The sequence below is a fragment of the Pyxidicoccus trucidator genome (genome assembly GCF_010894435.1).
Taxonomy (GTDB): domain Bacteria; phylum Myxococcota; class Myxococcia; order Myxococcales; family Myxococcaceae; genus Myxococcus; species Myxococcus trucidator.
In genome coordinates, this window is the sequence record NZ_JAAIXZ010000009.1 from 222,920 (window position 1) to 241,343 (window position 18,424).

General features: G+C 69.2%; 12 protein-coding genes. 7 read left to right on the forward strand and 5 right to left on the reverse strand.

The genetic code is table 11. From position 1 onward, the window contains the following. Window positions 1-68: 68 nt before the first annotated feature. Window positions 69-1,028 (reverse strand): DUF808 domain-containing protein, encoded by a 960-nt coding sequence (locus G4D85_RS25435; RefSeq protein ID WP_164016479.1) that lies wholly within the window; start codon window positions 1,026-1,028, stop codon window positions 69-71. A gap of 241 nt (window positions 1,029-1,269) precedes the next feature. Here G4D85_RS25435 and G4D85_RS25440 point away from each other — a divergent pair, with 241 nt between their 5' ends. After that, entirely contained in the window at window positions 1,270-2,478 is a 1,209-nt protein-coding gene (locus G4D85_RS25440; protein WP_164016481.1) for a J domain-containing protein, read from the forward strand. A gap of 122 nt (window positions 2,479-2,600) precedes the next feature. Further along, window positions 2,601-5,390 carry a beta-propeller fold lactonase family protein gene (locus G4D85_RS25445; RefSeq protein ID WP_164016483.1) on the forward strand — a complete coding sequence of 930 codons (2,790 nt, stop codon included), beginning with the start codon at window positions 2,601-2,603 and terminating at the stop codon, window positions 5,388-5,390. Between the two features lie 40 nt (window positions 5,391-5,430). On the opposite strand, the gene G4D85_RS25450 is transcribed toward G4D85_RS25445, so the two are convergent. Beyond that, window positions 5,431-5,805: a hypothetical protein gene (locus G4D85_RS25450; RefSeq protein ID WP_164016486.1), complete on the reverse strand. Its 375-nt coding sequence runs from the start codon at window positions 5,803-5,805 to the stop codon at window positions 5,431-5,433. Between the two features lie 172 nt (window positions 5,806-5,977). Between G4D85_RS25450 and G4D85_RS25455 the strand changes: the two genes are divergently transcribed. The 3 genes from G4D85_RS25455 to G4D85_RS25465 all read left to right on the forward strand — a co-directional run bounded on the left by G4D85_RS25455 (window position 5,978) and on the right by G4D85_RS25465 (window position 10,474). After that, window positions 5,978-6,709 carry a DUF7873 family protein gene (locus G4D85_RS25455; protein ID WP_164016488.1) on the forward strand — a complete coding sequence of 244 codons (732 nt, stop codon included), beginning with the start codon at window positions 5,978-5,980 and terminating at the stop codon, window positions 6,707-6,709. A 530-nt stretch (window positions 6,710-7,239) separates the two neighbouring features. Continuing rightward, on the forward strand, window positions 7,240-8,898 hold the full coding sequence (locus G4D85_RS25460; protein ID WP_164016490.1) for a M14 family zinc carboxypeptidase: 1,659 nt from the start codon (window positions 7,240-7,242) through the stop codon (window positions 8,896-8,898). Window positions 8,899-9,028: 130 nt separating this feature from the next. Beyond that, window positions 9,029-10,474 (forward strand): S41 family peptidase, encoded by a 1,446-nt coding sequence (locus tag G4D85_RS25465; protein WP_164016492.1) that lies wholly within the window; start codon window positions 9,029-9,031, stop codon window positions 10,472-10,474. 22 nt (window positions 10,475-10,496) lie between these two features. On the opposite strand, the gene G4D85_RS25470 is transcribed toward G4D85_RS25465, so the two are convergent. Next, on the reverse strand, window positions 10,497-11,078 hold the full coding sequence (locus G4D85_RS25470; RefSeq protein ID WP_240359489.1) for a hypothetical protein: 582 nt from the start codon (window positions 11,076-11,078) through the stop codon (window positions 10,497-10,499). Between the two features lie 117 nt (window positions 11,079-11,195). After that, window positions 11,196-15,239 (reverse strand): protein kinase domain-containing protein, encoded by a 4,044-nt coding sequence (locus G4D85_RS25475; protein WP_164016495.1) that lies wholly within the window; start codon window positions 15,237-15,239, stop codon window positions 11,196-11,198. 166 nt (window positions 15,240-15,405) lie between these two features. Between G4D85_RS25475 and G4D85_RS25480 the strand changes: the two genes are divergently transcribed. Beyond that, window positions 15,406-16,710 carry a patatin-like phospholipase family protein gene (locus G4D85_RS25480; RefSeq protein WP_164016497.1) on the forward strand — a complete coding sequence of 435 codons (1,305 nt, stop codon included), beginning with the start codon at window positions 15,406-15,408 and terminating at the stop codon, window positions 16,708-16,710. A 53-nt stretch (window positions 16,711-16,763) separates the two neighbouring features. Here G4D85_RS25480 and G4D85_RS25485 read toward each other — a convergent pair whose 3' ends face one another. Beyond that, window positions 16,764-17,819 carry an MBL fold metallo-hydrolase gene (locus G4D85_RS25485; protein ID WP_164016499.1) on the reverse strand — a complete coding sequence of 352 codons (1,056 nt, stop codon included), beginning with the start codon at window positions 17,817-17,819 and terminating at the stop codon, window positions 16,764-16,766. Between the two features lie 133 nt (window positions 17,820-17,952). Between G4D85_RS25485 and G4D85_RS25490 the strand changes: the two genes are divergently transcribed. Continuing rightward, window positions 17,953-18,420 (forward strand): carbonic anhydrase, encoded by a 468-nt coding sequence (locus G4D85_RS25490; RefSeq protein ID WP_164016500.1) that lies wholly within the window; start codon window positions 17,953-17,955, stop codon window positions 18,418-18,420. The last annotated feature ends 4 nt before the right edge of the window (window positions 18,421-18,424 follow it).

Genomic DNA, 18,424 nt, shown 5'->3' on the forward strand with positions numbered 1-18,424 from the left:
AGAATGACATGCGCCATCGGTTCACTCGCGGGCACGAGGAACCGGTGGCGCACGCAGTCGCGGAGGACCTAGCCGGGCTTCGGGCGCGCCGCGCGGACGGCGCGCGTCACTCCCGTCACGACGAGCAGGATGGCGATGCCGGCGATGGCGCCGAACACCGCATCGAGCACCGTGGGGAGGAGCGCGGCCAGGACACCGCCGATACCCGGCACGGTGCCCGCGCCGTGCGCGAGGTTCTCGATGAGGTGGTGCACGGGCGGAATGCCGTGGGTGAGGATGCCGCCGCCGACCATGAACATGGCGACGGTGCCGGCGACGGAGAGCGTCTTCATCAGATAGGGGGCGCCCACCAGGAGTCCCCGGCCCAGCGCGCGCTGGAACCCGCGAAAGGGGCTGGTGCCCTTCTTCGCGCTGAGGATGATCCCCGCGTCGTCGAGTTTGACGATGCCGGCGACCAGGCCATAGACGCCGACCGTCATGATGAGGGAGATGCCGACGAGGACGGCGACCCGCTGCCCGAAGGTCGCGGCGGCGACGGTGCCCAGCGAGATGACGATGATCTCCGCGGACAGCACGAAGTCGGTCCGGACCGCGCCTTTGATCTTCTCCTTCTCGAAGTCGACGATGTCCACCGCGGGGTCGGCGACAGCCTTGACGAGTTCGTCATGGTGGGCCGCGTCCTCGTCCTTGCTGTGCAGGAACTTGTGGGCCAGCTTCTCCACGCCCTCGAAGCAGAGGAAGGCACCGCCCAGCATCAGCAGGGGAACGATGGCCCAGGGAATCAGGGCGCTGATGGCCAGCGCGGCGGGCACCAGGATGGCCTTGTTGACCAGGGAGCCCTTGGCGACCGCCCAGACCACGGGCAGCTCGCGGTCCGCCGTGACGCCGGTCACCTGCTCCGCGTTCAGCGCGAGGTCGTCACCCAGGACGCCAGCGGTCTTCTTGGTCGCGAGCTTGGTCATGGCCGCGACGTCATCCAGCAGGCTGGCGATGTCATCCAGCAGGGCAAACAGGCTACTTCCGGCCACGAGCGTCTTCCTCTGTCTATGGGTCGGCTCCCGGGCACCTCCGAGAGCGGACCGGGGCGGCGCCTGGGTGGCTCCGGTCCCGGTGGGTGGGTGGGTGGGTATACCTCGGCTGGCCGACCAGGGCACGCGCCCCCCTCCTTGATACCGGCGGTTTCTGGATCTCCGAGGCCGATTCGGGCATTCGGGAGAGCTGCGTTCGACGGCTCAGGGGACAGGGGCCCACATCCAGCGAGGGAACCGCATGCGAGCCTGTCCGTGCTGCCTGGAGCCGCTGACGTCCGGCATCCTGGGCCTCGGGGGCCGCCGCCTGACGGGCACCTGTGCGGTCTGTGGGGATGCCGTGTGCCAGACCTGTGTCGGCACGCGGGCACTGGACGCGGGAGCTCCGAGGAAGCGGGTGTGCCGGTCCTGCCTGTGGGAGCACCTGGCGGACCGGGGCGAGACACCGCCCTTCCCCGCGCCGCCCGGGCAACGAGAGCGGGCGGCACGGGCCGCGCGTGAGTCGTGCGTCCACCCACGCGTGAAGCAGTGCATGGGCTTCTGCCCGGACTGTGGTGACGAGGTCGACTGGAAGGATGAGCACGGCAACCCGGCCTGTGACGCCTGTGGTGCGCCCTCGCATCCGCTCTTCAACTGCTGCTGGGCGTGCGGCGAGTCGTTCGAGGAGGACCACGAGCCCCGCCCCGTCGCCAGGGGGTACAGGCTCGAGTTCGACTGCGACGCCGCCAACTGCACGGGGAAGCTGGCATGGCTCATGCCCTTCTGCCCCTGGTGTGGCGAGGCCAGGCACTGGCAACACCCCGGGAACGGTGGCCTGGAGTGCATGAAGTGCGAGAGCAGCCTCGACCGGGGGTGGGTCTTCTGCGTGCACTGTGGAGAGGAGACACCGCTTCCCGAGGACTGCGCCCGGTGCGCCCAGGGCCTGGAAGAGGCGCAGTCCGCCGCCCGCTGTGAGGACTGCCGGAACATCGTGTGCGGGGACTGCTTCGACCTCCGCGTCGTCCCGGGGGAGTTCGGCGCGAAGCACGAGAAGCTGCTGTGCTCCACCTGTGGAGTGAGGTTCGACCGCGCCGCCGACACCGTCGAGCCACAGGCCGAGGCGGAGGAGCCGCGGGCCGACGCGGACGACGACGCGCCCGAAGCGGACGAAGACGAAGCGGACGCGCCCGAGGAGGACGAGGACGAACCCGAGGACGAACCCGAGGCGGACGAAGAGGCGCCACGGGAGCCCGCTGCTCCCCGTGACGCACCGCCCCCCTCACCGTGGGAGGTGCTCGGAGTCCCACCCCAGACACCACTTCCCGAGGTGAGGCGGGCCTACCTCGCGCTGGTGGCCCAGTACCATCCCGACAAGGTCGCCCAGCTGGGTCCGAAGCTTCAGGCGCTGGCCCAGGATGAGACGCGCCGCATCATCGAAGCCTGGGAGCGGGTTCGTAAGCAGTCGCGGTGACGCGCTGCGGCCACTCCGCTGTGTTCACAATCATCCACCCGTATCGACCGCCGACCGGGTGTCCAATATTGCACGTCCCTTACTGGTGCCACGAAGATGCGGCGGCTCCTCAAGGGGGATCAATGCAGGCAAATCGCAGACTGCTGCTCCGAAGCGTTTCCAGAGCTGTCATCGCCGCGTTGCTGCTGTCCGTCGTCATGGCGGCTCGCCCCGCCTCCGCCGCACCCTACACACTCTTCGAGAGCGGTCAGGTCCGGCCCCTGGCGCTCTCTCCCAATGGGAAGCTGCTCTTCGCGGTCAACACACCCGACAACCGCCTGGAGATCTTCCAAGTCACCCACAACGGCCTCGCCCACCGTGGCTCGGTGTCGGTGGGGATGGAGCCCGTCGCCGTCGCCGCTCGGACCAACGACGAGGTCTGGGTCGTCAACCACCTGTCCGACAGCATCAGCGTCGTGCGCATCGACGCAGGCGGGACTGGCGGCGCCGTGGTGCGGACGCTGCTCGTCGGCGATGAGCCGCGCGACATCGTCTTCGCCGGGCCGGGCCGCAGGCGTGCCTTCATCACCGCCGCGCACCGGGGACAGAATGCGCCCTTCGACCCGCAGCTCACCACGCCGGGTGTCGGCCGGGCCGACGTCTGGGTGTTCGACGCGGAGAACCTGGGCAACACGCTCGGCGGCAGCCCACTCACCATCATCCCCCTCTTCGGAGACACGCCCCGCGCGCTCGCGGCGACACCGGACGGCTCGCGCGTCTACGCGGCGGTGTTCCACTCCGGCAACCGCACCACGGTCCTCGGCGAAGCGCTCGTCCCCGATGGCGGCGAGGAGGTAGGCGGCGGCCCCGGCCCCAACATCAACTTCCAGGGCGTGCCGGCGCCGGAGGCCTCCGTCCTCCTCAAGTACAACGGCCAGGACTGGCTGGACGTGCTGGGCCGCTCCTGGACGGACAAGGTGAGGTTCTCCCTGCCGGACAAGGACGTGTTCGCCATCTCCGCCACCGCCAATCCTCCGGCGCCAGTCTCCGGCCCGTCCGGTGTCTACACCGGCGTGGGCACCATCCTGTTCAACATGGCCGTCAACCCCGTGAACGGGAAGGTCTACGTCAGCAACACCGAGGCCCGGAACGACCTGCGCTTCGAGGGGCCCGGCCTCTTCGCGGGCAGCAGCCTCCGGGGCCACCTGCATGAGAGCCGCATCACCGTGCTGGGCTCGGGCGTGAAGCCCCGGCACCTCAACAAGCACATCGACTACGACACCTGCTGCGCGCCCGTGCCCAACGCGGAGGGCGAGAAGAGCCTCGCGCAGCCGCTGGGGATGTCCGTGTCCTCCGACGGCGCCACCCTCTACGTCGCGGCGTTCGGCTCGTCCAAGCTGGGCGTGTACTCCACCGCCGCGCTGGAGGCCGACACCTTCGTGCCGAGCACGGCCAACCAGATTCAGCTGAGCGGCGGCGGCCCCACCGGCGTGGTGCTGGACGAGGCGCGCGGCCGGCTCTACGTGCTGACGCGCTTCGACAACGCCATCTCCGTGGTCAACACCACCACGCGCCAGGAAGTCGCGCACCTGCCCATGTTCAACCCGGAGCCGGCGAGCGTGGTGCAGGGGCGTCCGTTCCTCTACGACGCGCGGCGGAGCTCCAGCCATGGCGACTCGTCCTGCGCGAGCTGCCACATCTTCGGCGACTTCGACAGCCTGGTCTGGGACCTGGGCAACCCGGATGGCGTCGTGAAGGCCAACCCCAGCCCCGTCATCCCCATCCTGCCCGAGTTCGGCGACGACCCCACCCTCGGCCAGGACACGTCCTTCCATCCCCTCAAGGGCCCGATGGCCACGCAGAGCCTGCGCGGCATGGCCAACCACGGCCCCATGCACTGGCGGGGTGACAGGAATGGCGGGAGCGAAGCGGCCAACGCCCAGCCGAACGGCGGCGCCTTCAACGAGGGCGTGGCCTTCAAGCAGTTCAACCCCGCGTTCATGGACCTGCTCGGGCGCAGCGCGCAGCTCACGCCCCAGGAGATGCAGAAGTTCACCGACTTCGCCCTCCAGATCGCCTACCCGCCCAACCCCATCCGCAACCTGGACAACTCGCTGACGCCCGCGCAGCAGGCAGGGAAGGACTTCTTCGCCAACGTCACCAGCGACTTCCAGGGCTCGTGTCAGTCCTGCCACACGCTGGACCTTGGCGCGAATCCCAGCGAGGGCGCCTTCAAGGGCTTCTTCGGCGCCGACGGCCGCTCGGGCTTCGATGCGGGACGGCAGTTCCCCAAGGTGCCCCACCTGCGGAACATGTACCAGAAGGTCGGCATGTTCGGCGTGGCGTTCGAATCCGGAACCGTCCCCGGAGATGCGTTCCTCGGCGACCAGATTCGCGGCTTCGGCTTCAACAGCGATGGCACCATCCCCACCCTGTTCCGCTTCAACAGCGGCTTCGACCTGTCGCTGCTCAACCCCGTGGGCATTCCGCATACGCCCCAGGGCCGCGAGGCGAAGAAGAACATGGAGCTGTACATGCTGGCCTTCGAGAGCAACCTGGCGCCCATCGTCGGGCAGCAGGTGACGCTCACCGCGAGCAACGCGGCCGTGGCCGGTCCTCGTCTCGGCCTCCTGCTGGCCCGCGCGCAGGCTGGCGAGTGCGAGCTGGTCGCGAAGGGGCGGAGCGGACAGCAGGAGGAGGGGTTCCTCTACGTGGGGAGCGGGCAGTTCCTGAGCGACCAGCAGGCGCGGCCCTTCATCTCCAGCACCGCCCTTCGCGGGTCCGCGGGGAGGTACTACGGCACGCTGACGTTCACCTGCGCGCCTCCCGGCTCGGGCCCGCGCATGGCGCTGGACAGAGACCTCGACGGGTACCTGGACGGTGACGAGCGGGCCGCCGGGACCGACCCGGCGAATCCCCTCAGTCACCCCTGAGGCCGGGGCTCACCGCGGACCCACGCGGTGAGCCTCGCGTCTATTGAATGGTCAGGGAGAGCTGCTCACCGGCGCGTACGGGCAGCTCTTCCTCGCTGGTGAAGCGCCGCTCGGAGCCGATGCGCTCATCCCCGAAGGTCCCGATGACCTCGACGCCGAAGCGGACCCTGTCCGCCTCGCCAATCATGTGAGGAGGGATGACGAAGTTGCGGGTCGCCATCCCCGGCACCGTGCCCAGGCGGATGCGCCGGGCGCCGTTGAGCACGTAGAGGTTGAGGTCGGTGGTCTTCCGGTTCTCCACCTCCACCGTCGTCTTCGGACGAGGAGGCTTCGAGGGGTCCTCCGCGGTCTGTGCGCCACTGCAGGAGGCCACGAAGACGAGCAGGAGGAGCGGGACAGCCTGGAACGCACGCATGACAGCTCTCGATTCGCTGGAGAGAGGGTCATGCTACCAGCCCACCCGGCCGCTCCCCGGCCGTCCCGCGGGGCCGTGCGCGTGTCCGCCAGCGGAAGCGCCTCGGATTGTCAGGCGGTGGCGGCCCGGCGCGTCGACTGGAGCAAACGAACGACAAGAATCGAAGACCGTCATGACCAGGCTGAACCAGATCATCGCCGTGGAGAAGGGCGTCAAGACCCGCTCCCAGCAGGAACTCACGCAGGCCCACCACGAGTTGCAGAAACCCCAGCTCCTCGCCGGCATCTCCCGCACCTATCAGCCCCGTGACGAGGAGGGCGAGCGCTTCCCGCCCGAGTCCACCCGCGTGCAGGTGCGCACCGACGACGTCCTGAAGAAGACCAAGGAGATCCTCTCCCGGCTCTTTGACGTCACCGCCACCAAGGACCTCACCAACTGCAACGCCCGGGCGGACGTGCGCGTGGATGGCAAGGTCCTGCTCAAGGGCGCGCCCGCGACCTACCTGCTCTTCCTGGAGAAGCAGTTGGTGGACCTGCACACCTTCGTGCAGAAGCTCCCCACGCTGGACCCGTCCGAGAGCTGGGTGCCAGACCCGGCGCAGGGCCTGTGGGCGACCGAGGCGGTGCAGACCGCGAAGACGAAGAAGGTCCCTCGCAACCACGTGAAGTCCGAGGCCACGGAGAAGCACCCGGCCCAGGTGGAGGTGTATTACGAGGACATCGTCGTCGGTTACTGGAAGACGGTGAAGTTCTCCGGCGCCCTGCCCGCCATGCGCGTCAACGACATGCTGGAGCGTGTCGAGAAGCTGCAGCAGGCGGTCAAGTTCGCCCGTGAAGAGGCCAACGCCGTGGAGGTGGAGGAGCTGAAGGCCGGCGATTCCCTCCTCGGCTACCTCTTCGGCTAGCCTGAGCGCCGCAATACCTTTCGGAGTACAAACTCAAACTCAGCAGCAGACTGACGCCGAGCGTTCCCGGGTCGCCTTCAGTGCAGGTTCGAGTCCTGCCCCCGTCATCCCAACCTGCGACGGGGTAGCCCAACTGGTAGAGGCAAGCGACACCACGAGACCGCGAAGCACCCCAGCATCAGATTCTCACTCCAAGCTCAGCATTCGCTGTCGCAGGTCCGATCGACCGTTTCCGCCCGCCCCCTCGAGATGCTGGTGCAATTCCAGCCCGCCGCTCCATCCGCTTTGCGCGGCGGTCGTTCAATCGCAGGACGCGAGGTCTCAACCTGAGGCGGAGACTTCAAACGTGCGGACCTCACCCATGGCAGCAAACCGAGCCCGGTCGGGAGGACAGCCCGGCCGGGCTCACCATTTTCCAGCACTGACGTACCTGCTTGCCGCGCGCGGTCAGCCCCGCCGGGCGCGCGCGCCCCCTACCCGGCACACAAGTGCTTGACGAGGTGCCTGGGGGAGGACTCGGATGCGCGCCCATGACTGAGCTGCTCACCCGCGCCGAAGCCTCGAAGTACACGCAGACCTCTCGTCACTCGGATGTGCTCGCCTTCGTGGATGAGCTCTGCCGTCGCACGAAGCTCGTCCGGCGCGTGGACTTCGGGAAGAGCGGCGAGGGCCAGCCCCTGGTCGCCCTCATCGTGAGCGACCGCAACTGCTTCACGCCGGAGCTGGCGCGCAAGCAGAAGAAAGTCATCGTGCTGGTGGAGGCCAACATCCACGCTGGCGAGGTGGAGGGCAAGGAGGCCCTGCTCGCCCTGACCCGGGACCTCACGCTGACGAAGCTCGGCAAGAAGCTGCTGGACCGGCTGTGCCTGGTGCTGGTCCCCAACTTCAACCCGGATGGCAATGACCGCATCAGCCCCAACAACCGCAAGCTGAACCTCAAGGACCTGGAGGGCCAGGTGAACCCCGAGGGCGGCGTGGGCATGCGCTACACGGGCGAGGGCTGGAACCTCAACCGCGACAACATGAAGCAGGAGGCGCCGGAGACGCGCGCGCTCGCCTCGCTGCACCAGACGTGGTGGCCCCACGTGTTCATCGACTGCCACACCACCGACGGCAGCATCCACGCCTGCGACCTCACCTTCGACACCTCGCACTCCAACGAGCCCCTCTTCGCGGAGCTGCGCGAGTACAACCGCGAGATGCTGGAGCGCGTCTCCAAGGCCGTGAAGGGGCGCCACGACTTCGACAGCTTCTGGTACGGCAACTACAAGGTGGAGGGCGACCCGAACTCCGGCTGGCACACCTACCCCGCGCTGCCCCGCTTCGGCAGCCACTACCGGGGGCTGCTCGGCCGCATCGACGTGCTGCTGGAGACGTACAGCTACATCGACTTCCCGCGCCGCTGCGCGGTGATACGGGCGTGGCTGCTGGAGCTGCTGCGCGACGCGGCGAAGCACGCCACCGCGTACCGCGCCATCACCGCCGCCGAGGAGGAGCGCATCATCGCGCGCGGCGAGTCGCCCGACCCGCAGGCGCTGGTGGGCATCAACTACGGCGTCGCCACGCGTGACGAGAAGGGCGCGCTCGTCTTCGAGTACCCCGCCCACGCGAAGCCCGGCGACGTGGCCCACATCCTCGCCTACGACGAGGCGAGCATCGCCGCGCGGCGCTACCCCGGGAAGAAGAAGCGCACGTACCGCATCCCCCACTACCGGACGTTCATCCCCACCCAGGCGGTGAGCACCCCGGCGGGCTACCTCGTCCCGGCGGAGCTGGCGACGCGGCTGGAGGGGCACGGCATCCGCTTCGAGCGCCTGACCTCGGCGCGGCGCTTCACGGTGGACAGCTACCTGGTGGCCCGACGCGAGGAGACCTTCAGCCCCGACGTGGCGGCGAACGTGCCGCCCCCCGGCGAGGCCGAGGTGCCGCTCAGCCAGAAGCCCAAGCCCGTGCGCTTCGAGACGGTGCTCACCGTGGCCCCCGAGCGCACCACACGCGAGTTCCCCGAGGGCATGCTGTACGTGCCCACCGCGCAGCGTGCCGGCACGCTGGCCGTGTACCTGCTCGAACCGCACTCCGATGACGGCTTCTGCCGCTGGCAGTTCCTCGACGGGATGATCAAGAGCGGGGAGCTGTTCCCCATCCACCGCGTCGTCGAGCCCGTCAACGCACCGAAGAAGGCCGAGTAACGGCGACGGCTTCTCCTTGAGTGAGGGTTCCGATGCTCCGTGGGTGTCGGGCCCTCCCCTCGCGCGGCGTTTACAGGCGTCCAGGTGCCCATTCTCCGTTAGCGTCGCGCCCTCACCTGAGAGGGCTCGTTTGAGACACCTGGACTTCCTCCGCGCGGCCTGCGCCCTGCTCGCGCTCGGCGCGGGACTCGTGGGCTGTGCCACCTCCCCCCCGGGAGCGCGGCCCGTCCCCGTCGAGGCGCCCGTCCTCCTCGTGCAGGACGGCGTGCCCGTGGAGGCGGCGCGCGGCACCTGGCGCTCTCGCGGCTACGGCCTGCTGCTCTCCGTGACGGCGGCGGGACTGAAGCTGCACCACGAGACGGCGGCCGGCTGCTACCCGGACCCTGGCGGAGAGGACAGCCTGCTGGCGTCACTCGCCTACCTCGCGCCGGGGACAGCGGCGGACGCGCTGGCCCTGCTCGGTGAGCCTGGCGAGACGCGGTACTTCTTCCAGCGCATCCCTGCCCTGCCCGCGGCCTGCGAGGCCCCCGTGACGTGGACACCGCCGCGCCTGTTCGACGTGTTCGCCGCGACCTTCACGGAGCAGTACTCCTTCTTCCCGGAGTACGGCGTGGACTGGAAGGCGCGCGTCACCGCGCATCGCCCGCGAGTCACCGACGCGACGGACGCGCGCGCCCTGTTCGGCGTCTTCACCGACATGCTGAAGGGGCTGGAGGACGCGCATACCGGCCTCATCGCCGAGGTCGACGGCGAGGAGCTGGCCTTCAGCGAGGGCCAGGGGTTGACCACGAAGCGCGTGGAGGCAGAGGCGCTCAAGAACGGCGTCCCGGCCCGCGAGGCGAAGCGGGCGTGGCTGGGCGTGTACCGCGACGGCATCCTCCAGACGCTGCTGAAGGGCGCGGGCCACCACGTGGCGAACCAGCGCATCTTCCACGGGCGCATCGGCGACATCGGCTACCTCAACGTGCTGACGATGGGCGGCGTCGTCGAGGGAGAAGGCTCGCTGGCGGACGAGCGCCGTGCCCTGAAGGCCGCGCTCGACGAGGCGCTCACGTCCTTCCAGGGGGCGCGGGCAGTCATCGTGGACGTGAGCAACAACCGTGGAGGCCATGACGCCGTCGCCCGGGACATCGCCGCGCGCTTCGCGGAGGCGCGGCACCTCGCGTACACCAAGCGGCCCCGACAGGTGGACATGGCGCCGCAGCCCTTCTACGTGGAGCCCGCCACCGGGCCGCGCTTCACCGGGCCCGTGTATCTCGTGACGAGCGACGTCACCGTGAGCGCCGGGGAGATCTTCACCCTCTCCATGCGCGCGCTGCCCAACGTCACGCACGTGGGCACCCCCACCCGGGGCGCCTTCTCCGACGTGCTCGTCAAGCCGCTGCCCAACGGGTGGCGCATGGAGCTGTCCAACGAGCTGTACCTGGACGCGGATGGGAAGCTGTACGAGGCGCGCGGCATCCCTCCCGAGCAGCCCCTCGACGTCTTCCCGGAGAGCGACCTGAACGGCGGGCATGCGAAGGCGGTGCTCTCCCTGGTGGAGCTCGCGTGGCGGGGGACACAGTCTCGAAGGTGAGCAGCCCTCCTCCCGAGGGGCCTTACAGGCTGCCGACCATCCAGGCGCCCCCCAGCGCGATGGAGAGCGAGGAGGCCAGCTTCGGCACCCGCGCGCCCAGCGCCGGGGAGAACCGGCGCGACTGGGAGAAGCTGGCGATGCCCGCGGTGAGCCCGGCCATGGCCACGGTGCTGCCAATGGAGAAGCCGCCCAGGTAGAGCGCCTGGTCCGCCAGGGAGCTGGACACCGCGACGGGCAGGATGAGCAGCAGGGCCGCAGCTCCGGTGAGCCCATGCACCAGCCCCACAGCCACCACACCCCGGTTCGCCGCTTCGGGCGGCCCGGAGAAGGCGCGCCGCCGCAGCCCCCAGGCGCCCATGCCTATCAACGCGAGCGCGGCCACCCGCTCGGCCCAGACTTCGACGCCTTGCAGGTGGACCGTGGAGAGGACGAGCAGCAACACCGCCGACGCGGCGAGGGTGCCCAGGCCGTGACCGAGGCCCCAGAGCAGGCCCACCCGCCACGCACCCTGGCGACGTCCCACCGACAGCGGCGCCAGGCTGAGCAGATGGTCCGGCCCCGACAGCGCGTGCAGTGCTCCTGAGCCGAGTCCCGCCAATGCCATGACCATCTTGAGGTCTCCTTCCCCTTCCGATGCCCTGAGAAGATGGTGCCGGAGCGTCATAACCGCCATGACATTGTTCTGCTCGTTTCGATAGTCTGGGACTATCATGCCCACTCCCTACTGGATGCCGGCTTCAGGCCGTGGCTGGTCCAGCTCTTCCAGCGAGTGCTGCTCGAAACCATGCGCGCCCTGCACGTACGCGACGCGCACCCCCTGCAAGAAGCTGTCGCGTGCCTCTTCCAGCCGGCCCAGCGCACGCAAGGCCTCGCCTTCAATCCGGTAGAGCTCGGACTCGAAGTAGGACTCCCGGTAGGCCGCCACCCACTTCAGTCCTTCGCGTGCGGCGGACAGGGCCTCGTGTGGCTGCCCCAGGCGCAGATGCACCTCGGCCAGCAGGCCGATGTTGTGAGGCATCCCGGCCCGAACGCCCGCCTTCCGCCACTGGCCCAGCCAGCAGCGCACCTGCACCAGCCCTTCCTCGGGATGCCCCAGCTCGGAGCGGGCCCAGCCGAGGAGCAATCCCGACCACATGAGCCAGAGGCGGAACCAGTGCTCACGCGAGAGGGCATGGTTCTCTTCCGCCAGCTTCAGGGTGCCTGCCGCATCCCGGCGCATCATGCGGGCCACGCCCGCGTACGTCAGCACGTAGGCCAGGGTGTGGGGATGCCCGATGCGCCTGGACAGCTCCAGCGCTTCCCGCTCGAAGTTCCGGGCCCGCGCCTCCTGGCCGGTGACGGAGTCGATGACACTGGCGTAGATGAGCGCCATGGCGCGTGGGTTCGTCCAGTGCCGCACCGCCAGGGCCCGATGCTCCTCGAGGGTGAATTCCGAGCAGGCCAGCGCGCGCTCCACGTACTCCATCCCCTGCTTCACCCGCCCCCAGGTGAAGAAGTCAGCGCCCATCATCCGGTAACCCAGGGCGAGCAGCTCCCGGTTGTCCTGGCGCTGGCCCAGGTCCACCAGCTGCTCCGCCAGCTCATGGCTCAGGGAGTATTCGGCTCGCGCGAAGTAGTAGCCGAAGGGTCCCCAGTAGGACAGCTCCAGATGCGGCAGGGATTCGCCCACCTGATGGAAGAGCTCGCGCGCCCGGGAGTAGACCTGCTTGACGTCGGACGAGCGGTAGCCCTGCTCTTGTGAGAGGGGAATTCCCAGCGCGATGAGCAGCTGCAGCTCCTCGCGGATGTGCTGGTCCCGGTCCGGCAGGGCTCGCAGCAGCCTCAGCGCCTGTTGCAGGTGGTTCACCGCCTCGCGGTTGGCCGAGCGCAGGCTGGCGCGAATGCCGGCCCGCGCCCAGTGCTGGACCGCCGCCTGGCACTCGCCGGCCTCCGTGTAGTGGTGGGCGAGCAGCTCCGGCTGTGCTTCCACCCAGTCAGGGAATTGCTCCACCAGGGCCTGGGCAATCCGGCTGTGGTGCTGGCGACGGGTGCCGCGCAGCTGGGATTGATAGGCCGCCTCCTGGAGGAGCCCATGGCGGAACTGGAAGCAGAGCTCCGCATCCTCCACTCTCTGAAGCAGCCCCGCGGACACCAGGGCATCCACGTCCCGCCGCAGCCCGGCGGGGCTCCGCCGCGTCAGCGTGGTCAGCAGCAAGAGGGAGAAGCAGCGCCCCACCACCGAGCACAGCTGGGCCAGGGCCTTCTGTCGCGCGGGCAGCATGTCGAGGCGAGCCAGCAGCAGCCCGTGCAGGGTGACGGGGATGCTCCGCAGGGTTCCGAAGGAGGGCGGGGCGTCGTCGGTGGTGGCGCGCTCCAACACCATGTGCGTCATCTCCTCAACGAAGAGGGGGATGCCGTCCGTCTTGGCCACCAGTTGACTCACCATCTCCTCGGACAGGACGAGCCCACCCGCCGCCTCCTGCACCAGCGTCCCGGTCAGCTCCGCTGACAGCCGCTCCAGGGACAGGTGGTGCAGCCGCGCATCCTCCCACCAGGGGGGCTTGCTGCCGGGACGAGCGCTGAGGATGAGGAGCACCCGTGAGTGTTCCAGCTTCTCCATCAAGTAGCCGAGCAGCGTCAGCGTGGACGGGTCCGCCCAATGCAGGTCCTCGACCACTCCCAGCACGGGCTGCTCCCGCGCGACCCGGAGCAACAGGGCGGCGAGCGCCTCGAAGGTGCGCTCCTTCTGCCGCTCTGGCGATAGCTGGAGGAGTGGGTAGTTCTCCTTGACGGGCAGCGAGAGGAAGGCAGCGATGAGGGCCATCTGCTCCGGAGCCAGCCCGAAGGCCCCCAGCTGCTCCTCGAGCGTACGCAGGTTCTGCCTCGGCGAGCCCTCCGGGTCCAGGTGGAACAGGTGCTGCAGCATGGCGGTGATGGGATAGAAGGCGCTGTTGTTGAACTGCGACCAGCATTGGCAGCGGAGGTGGATGCTGCCCTCCAGCGGTACCCGTGCACGCAGCTCCTGGATGAGGCGCGACTTGCCGATTCCCGCCTCGCCCGTGAGGAGGACGAGCGCCCCCTGGCCCTGCTCGGCCCGCGCCCACCACTCCAGCAGTTGTCCCAGCTCCCGCTCGCGGTCCACCAGCGGAGAGAGCGTCCCGAGGGCCAGCGCCCGGTCGAAGCGGAACACCGCCTTGCGCGCGCGCACCACCCGCCAGCGCTCCACCTTCCGCTCTCCGGCCAGGCCCTCGAAGGTGCGGATGCCGAGGCTCTGCACATCGAAGGAGCGCTGCACCAGGGTGTGCGTCGCCTGACTGAGGATGACCTCATCGACACCGGCCTGCCTCGCCAGCCAGACGGCGATGCGCGGGGCTTCGCCCTGGATGGTGGGGGTGCGTCCGCGCAGCTCCGGGTTGATGTCATCGAACGCGACCATCTCGGTGTGCAGGCCCACGCCCACCGCCAGCGTCCCCAGGGGCAGGTGGGGGAGCTGCTTGCGCAGCACGTCCGGCAGTGAGTGGCTCAGCGCCATCCCCGCCCGCACCGCGTGCTCCGGGTCGTCCTCCTCCGCCAGGGGATAGCCGAAGCAGGCCAGCACCGCGTCCGCCACGCAGGTGGTCAGCGAGCCGCCGTGCCGCTGGATGATTTCGGAGCTGCTCTGGTGGAAGGCGGCCTCCAGCTCGCTGAAGTCCTCGGCGTCCAGCGTCTCCGCCAGCCCGGAGAGCGTGCAGGACACCAGGGTCACCTGCCTCCGCTGGGGGGCCAACGTGCGAGGCTGCTCGCGCCAGGGCCCCAACCGCTCCTCCAGCCGCTGCAGCCAGTCGCGCAGCTCCTGCGCGGAGGGCAGGCGCCGCCGCGCATCCTTGGCCAGCGCCGCGGCCACGAGTGCCTCCACCTCCTCGGGCAGCTCCGGCACGTGCGTGCGCACCGAGGATACGGGCTCCGGAGAGAGTATCTGCTGGCGCATCATGTCCAGGGTGCCGCACACGTAGGGCCGCTTCCCGGTCAGCATCTCGAAGAGGATGACGCCCGCCGCCCAGACGTCCGTGCGGGCGTCCTGCTTCTCGCCACGCCACTGCTCTGGAGCCATGTAGGACGGCGTACCGGCCGTGGGCTGGTGCGGAAGCGGCGAGCCGGTGGCGGTCGGAAGGTGGGCCAGCCCGAAGTCCAGCAGCTTCACCGCCCCCTGGGAGGTGATGAAGACATTGCTGGGCTTGAGGTCGCGGTGGACGATGCCGCGCTCGTGCGCGTGCGCCAGCCCCGCGGCCACCGCGCTCATGATTTCCAGCGAGCGCCGCAGCCCGAGCCGCGGCTCCCGACGCAGCAGCGCTTCGAGCGACTCTCCCTCCAGGCACTCCATGACGAGACAGGGGATGCGTGGCTCTCCGGCCGCCCCCGTCAGCTCGGACACGTCGAAGATGCGGACGATGTTCTCGTGGTCCAGGTGGGCGATGGCCCGGGCCTCCCGCCGGAGCAGTGAGACCAGCGGGCGATCACCGACACTCTCGGCCGACAGCAGGAATTTGAGCGCCACCTCCCGCTGCAGCTCTTTGTCCCAGGCACGGAAGACCTGCCCCATGGCACCGCCGCCCAGCTCCTCGATGATTTCGAAGCGCAGCCCGTCGGGGCCGCCCAGTCGCTCCCCCACCGCCGGCATCCGGAATGGCGGTCGCCGTTGCACCACCGCCCTCAGCAAGGAGTCGCCGAAGTCCGAGTCCGGGGTCCGGGGCTCTTCACCGGGCAACGAGCCCTCGTCGCGCAGCTTGTCATCGGTCTCCGCTGGCATGCCGCTCCCCCCAAGCCTCGACGGACCCCGTTGGGTGAGGGCCCGGCTTTGAAGCTAGGAAGCCGTTCCCCGAGATGCATCACACCCCCGGGAACCCAGACTCCTCCCTGGGGCTGGAGAAATCAGTCGAGGGGCCGCGAGGCGCGGCTCCCCAGAGGGGGAACACATGGAGAGACATGCGGAATTGCGGGCCGATTACTTCACGGAATACGCCCCCGTGCGCTCCGAAATCGAGAGCCTCCGCACCGCGGTGAAGAACAAGCACTTCTCAGACATCATCGGCGACAACGAGACCCAGTACGTCGACCTGGTGATGGAGGGCGGCGGCATGCTCGGCGTTGCACTGCTGGGCTACGTGCACGCGCTGGAAGAGGTGGGCATCCGCTTCCTGGACCTCGCGGGCACGTCGGCGGGCTCCATCACCGCGTTGCTCCTGGCGGCGGTGGACGACAAGGACAAGAAGAAGAGCGAGAAACTGCTGAATGCGCTTGCCCAGCAGAACCTCAGCCAGTTCATGGACGGCAACTGGGGCGCCCGACTCTTCAGCAAGCTCCTGATGGCCAAGCGCTTCAGGTTCCTACGCTTCTTGTTCGGCCCCTTCGCGGCGACGTCCCTTCGCAGGGAGCTGGGAATCCACCCGGGTGAGGAGTTCGAATCCTGGGTCCGAGGAATCCTGAAGGAGTGCGGGATGGACACGGCGGAAAAGCTGCGCGAGCGCATGGCGCTGCTGCCAGGACTCAAGCGGCGCCAGGAGGCGCCGATGGACAGCTACGACTGCGAATGCCGCCTGTCGCTCATCGCCGCCGAGGTGACTACCCGGTTCAAGGCGGAGTTCCCGAAACACGCGGAGCTCTTCTTCGAGGACCCGGAGCAGGTCAACCCGGCCCGCTTCGTACGGGCCTCCATGTCGGTGCCGTTCTTCTTCCACCCCATGCGCGTCAAGCTGCCGAAGTCCATCGCGAAGAAGCGCGCCATCCACTGGGAGAAGAGGACTGGAGGGCCGGTGCCCGGTTCCTCGGACACGTGCCCGGGCCCGGAGAACGAATACCTGTTCATCGACGGCGGCATCATGTCCAACTTCCCCATCAACATCTTCCACCGGGAAGGCATCCCCAGTGCCCCCACCTTCGGGGTGAGGCTGAGCGGTCGGGCGCCGACCTCCGTCACCCGGCTCAAGCACCTGGCCCAGGCCATCTTCGATTCGGCGCGGCACACCCTGGATGACGACTTCATCTTCCGTCACCCGGACTACCGGCACCTGCTGGCCCAGGTAGACACGACGGGCTACCAATGGCTCAACTTCGACATGAAGCCCGAGGAGCTGCGGACGCTGTTCCTCCGGGGAGTGCAGGCGGGCGCCACGTTCTTGAAGAACTTCAACTGGAGCAACAACGACGGGCCCGACCCGAAGAAGGAGAGCTACAGGAGCGTGAGGATGGAGCTGGTCCGGTTGAAGTCCGAGCCCGCGTAGCCAGGCGAGGCCTCGCGGACTCGCAGGCGGGCAGCGAGCCCGCACCGGCTGCCCTACCCGCCCGTCACGGGCCTCATTGCCAGCTCCACCGCGCCCACCTCGCGCCACCAGGGCGTCACCGTCTCCACGTGCGCGGGCTCGACGGCGGAGCCGAGGCGCGGAGTGAAGAGGCGCACCCGCTGTTCCGCGGCGAGGCGCACCAGCGTCTCCGCCGGCTCGTCCCACGCGTGGAGCGCCAGGTTGAAGGTGCCCCAGTGCACGGGCATCAGCGGACCGCCGCCGAGCATCGCGTGGGCCTTGAGCGCGTTCTCCGGCCCCAGGTGGATGCCACCCCAGCTCGGGTGGAACGCGCCCACCTCCAGCATCACCAGGTCGAACGGCCCGTGCCGGCGGCCAATCTCCTCGAACTCCGGCGTCAGCCCGGTGTCGCCGCTGAAGAAGACGCGGCGCCGGTCCGTCGTCAGCACCCAGGACGCCCAGAGCGTCTCGTTGCGGTCCCCCAGGCCGCGCCCGGAGAAGTGCTGCGACGGCGTGGCGGTGAAGCCCACCGGGCCCACGCGGGCCTCCTCCCACCAGTCCAGCTCGGTGATGAGCTCCGGCGCCACACCGTACGCCTCCAGGTGTGCGCCGACGCCCAGGGCGGTGATGAACGGCACACGCCGCTTCGCCAGCGCGGTGATGGTGGCGCGGCACAGGTGGTCGTAGTGGTCGTGCGACACGAGCACCGCGTCCAGCTCCGGCAGGGACTCCAGCGGCACGGGCGCCGGGTGGAACCGCTTCGGCCCGGCGAAGGCCAGGGGCGAGGCGCGCGCGCCCCAGACGGGGTCGGTCAGGATGCGCGCGCCGTCCAGCTCCAGCAGCATCGTGCTGTGGCCCAGCCACGTCACCCGGAAGCCGCTGTCCGGCCGGCGCGCCCACGCCTCCAGCGGTCTCAAGAGCGGCAGAGGCGCGGGCGGCGTCCGCTGCGCACCCCCGAAAAAGTACTCGCCGAGCAACGGCAGCGGGTTGCCCTGGAGGCCCGCGTCGATGGGCGCGGTGTTGCGGAAGTGCCCGTCCACGAACCGCTGGGAGGCGCGCGCCCGCTCGAGTCGAAGTCCAGAGAGAGACATGGCGCGTCTTTAACGGCGCTCGCCCTGCCTGGCTACCCGGCCTGTGTGAAGAAGTGTGTGAGTCACCCAAGGCGTCCGAAGCCCGGCGGCCGGACGGGCAGGCGCCCGGGCCGTCCCGGGTAGACTGGGAGGCATGTCCGACGAAAATGCCTTCGTTTCCCGCGTCCCCTACGAGCACACGCACCCGACAGTGCTCGCCATCTACTGCTCGGACGGGCGGTTCACGGATGCCGTCGAGGACCTCGCGCAGCACCTCGGGCACGAGCGCATCGACACGCTGACGATTCCCGGCGGCCCCGCGCTGCTCAACCGCTGGGTGGCGGACTACCTGGAGAGCGACGTCATCACCCGCGCCGCGCGCTTCCTCATCGAGGGGCACCACATCACCGAGGTGCTGCTGCTGGCGCACGCGGGCTGCGGGTACTACCAGACGCGGCATGGCGCCCTGGGCCCGGAGTTCGTCGCGGAGCAGCAGCTCACGGACCTGCGCCACGCCGCGGAGGAGCTCCAGAAGGCGCACCCCCGCATGGCCGTGCGACTCTTCTTCACCCGCCCCCACGGCGAGCGCATCCACTTCGAGCCCGTGTCCCTCAAGCCCTGACGGG

What these genes read in the sequence shown, in the direction of transcription:
- G4D85_RS25480 (WP_164016497.1), top strand. Translation starts at nt 15,406, where the DNA reads ATGGAGAGACATGCGGAATTGCGGGCCGATTACTTCACGGAATACGCC.
- G4D85_RS25490 (WP_164016500.1), top strand. Translation starts at nt 17,953, where the DNA reads ATGTCCGACGAAAATGCCTTCGTTTCCCGCGTCCCCTACGAGCACACG.
- G4D85_RS25450 (WP_164016486.1), bottom strand. Translation starts at nt 5,805, where the DNA reads ATGCGTGCGTTCCAGGCTGTCCCGCTCCTCCTGCTCGTCTTCGTGGCC.
- G4D85_RS25445 (WP_164016483.1), top strand. Translation starts at nt 2,601, where the DNA reads ATGCAGGCAAATCGCAGACTGCTGCTCCGAAGCGTTTCCAGAGCTGTC.
- G4D85_RS25470 (WP_240359489.1), bottom strand. Translation starts at nt 11,078, where the DNA reads ATGGCATTGGCGGGACTCGGCTCAGGAGCACTGCACGCGCTGTCGGGG.
- G4D85_RS25475 (WP_164016495.1), bottom strand. Translation starts at nt 15,239, where the DNA reads ATGCCAGCGGAGACCGATGACAAGCTGCGCGACGAGGGCTCGTTGCCC.
- G4D85_RS25440 (WP_164016481.1), top strand. Translation starts at nt 1,270, where the DNA reads ATGCGAGCCTGTCCGTGCTGCCTGGAGCCGCTGACGTCCGGCATCCTG.
- G4D85_RS25485 (WP_164016499.1), bottom strand. Translation starts at nt 17,819, where the DNA reads ATGTCTCTCTCTGGACTTCGACTCGAGCGGGCGCGCGCCTCCCAGCGG.
- G4D85_RS25460 (WP_164016490.1), top strand. Translation starts at nt 7,240, where the DNA reads ATGACTGAGCTGCTCACCCGCGCCGAAGCCTCGAAGTACACGCAGACC.
- G4D85_RS25455 (WP_164016488.1), top strand. Translation starts at nt 5,978, where the DNA reads ATGACCAGGCTGAACCAGATCATCGCCGTGGAGAAGGGCGTCAAGACC.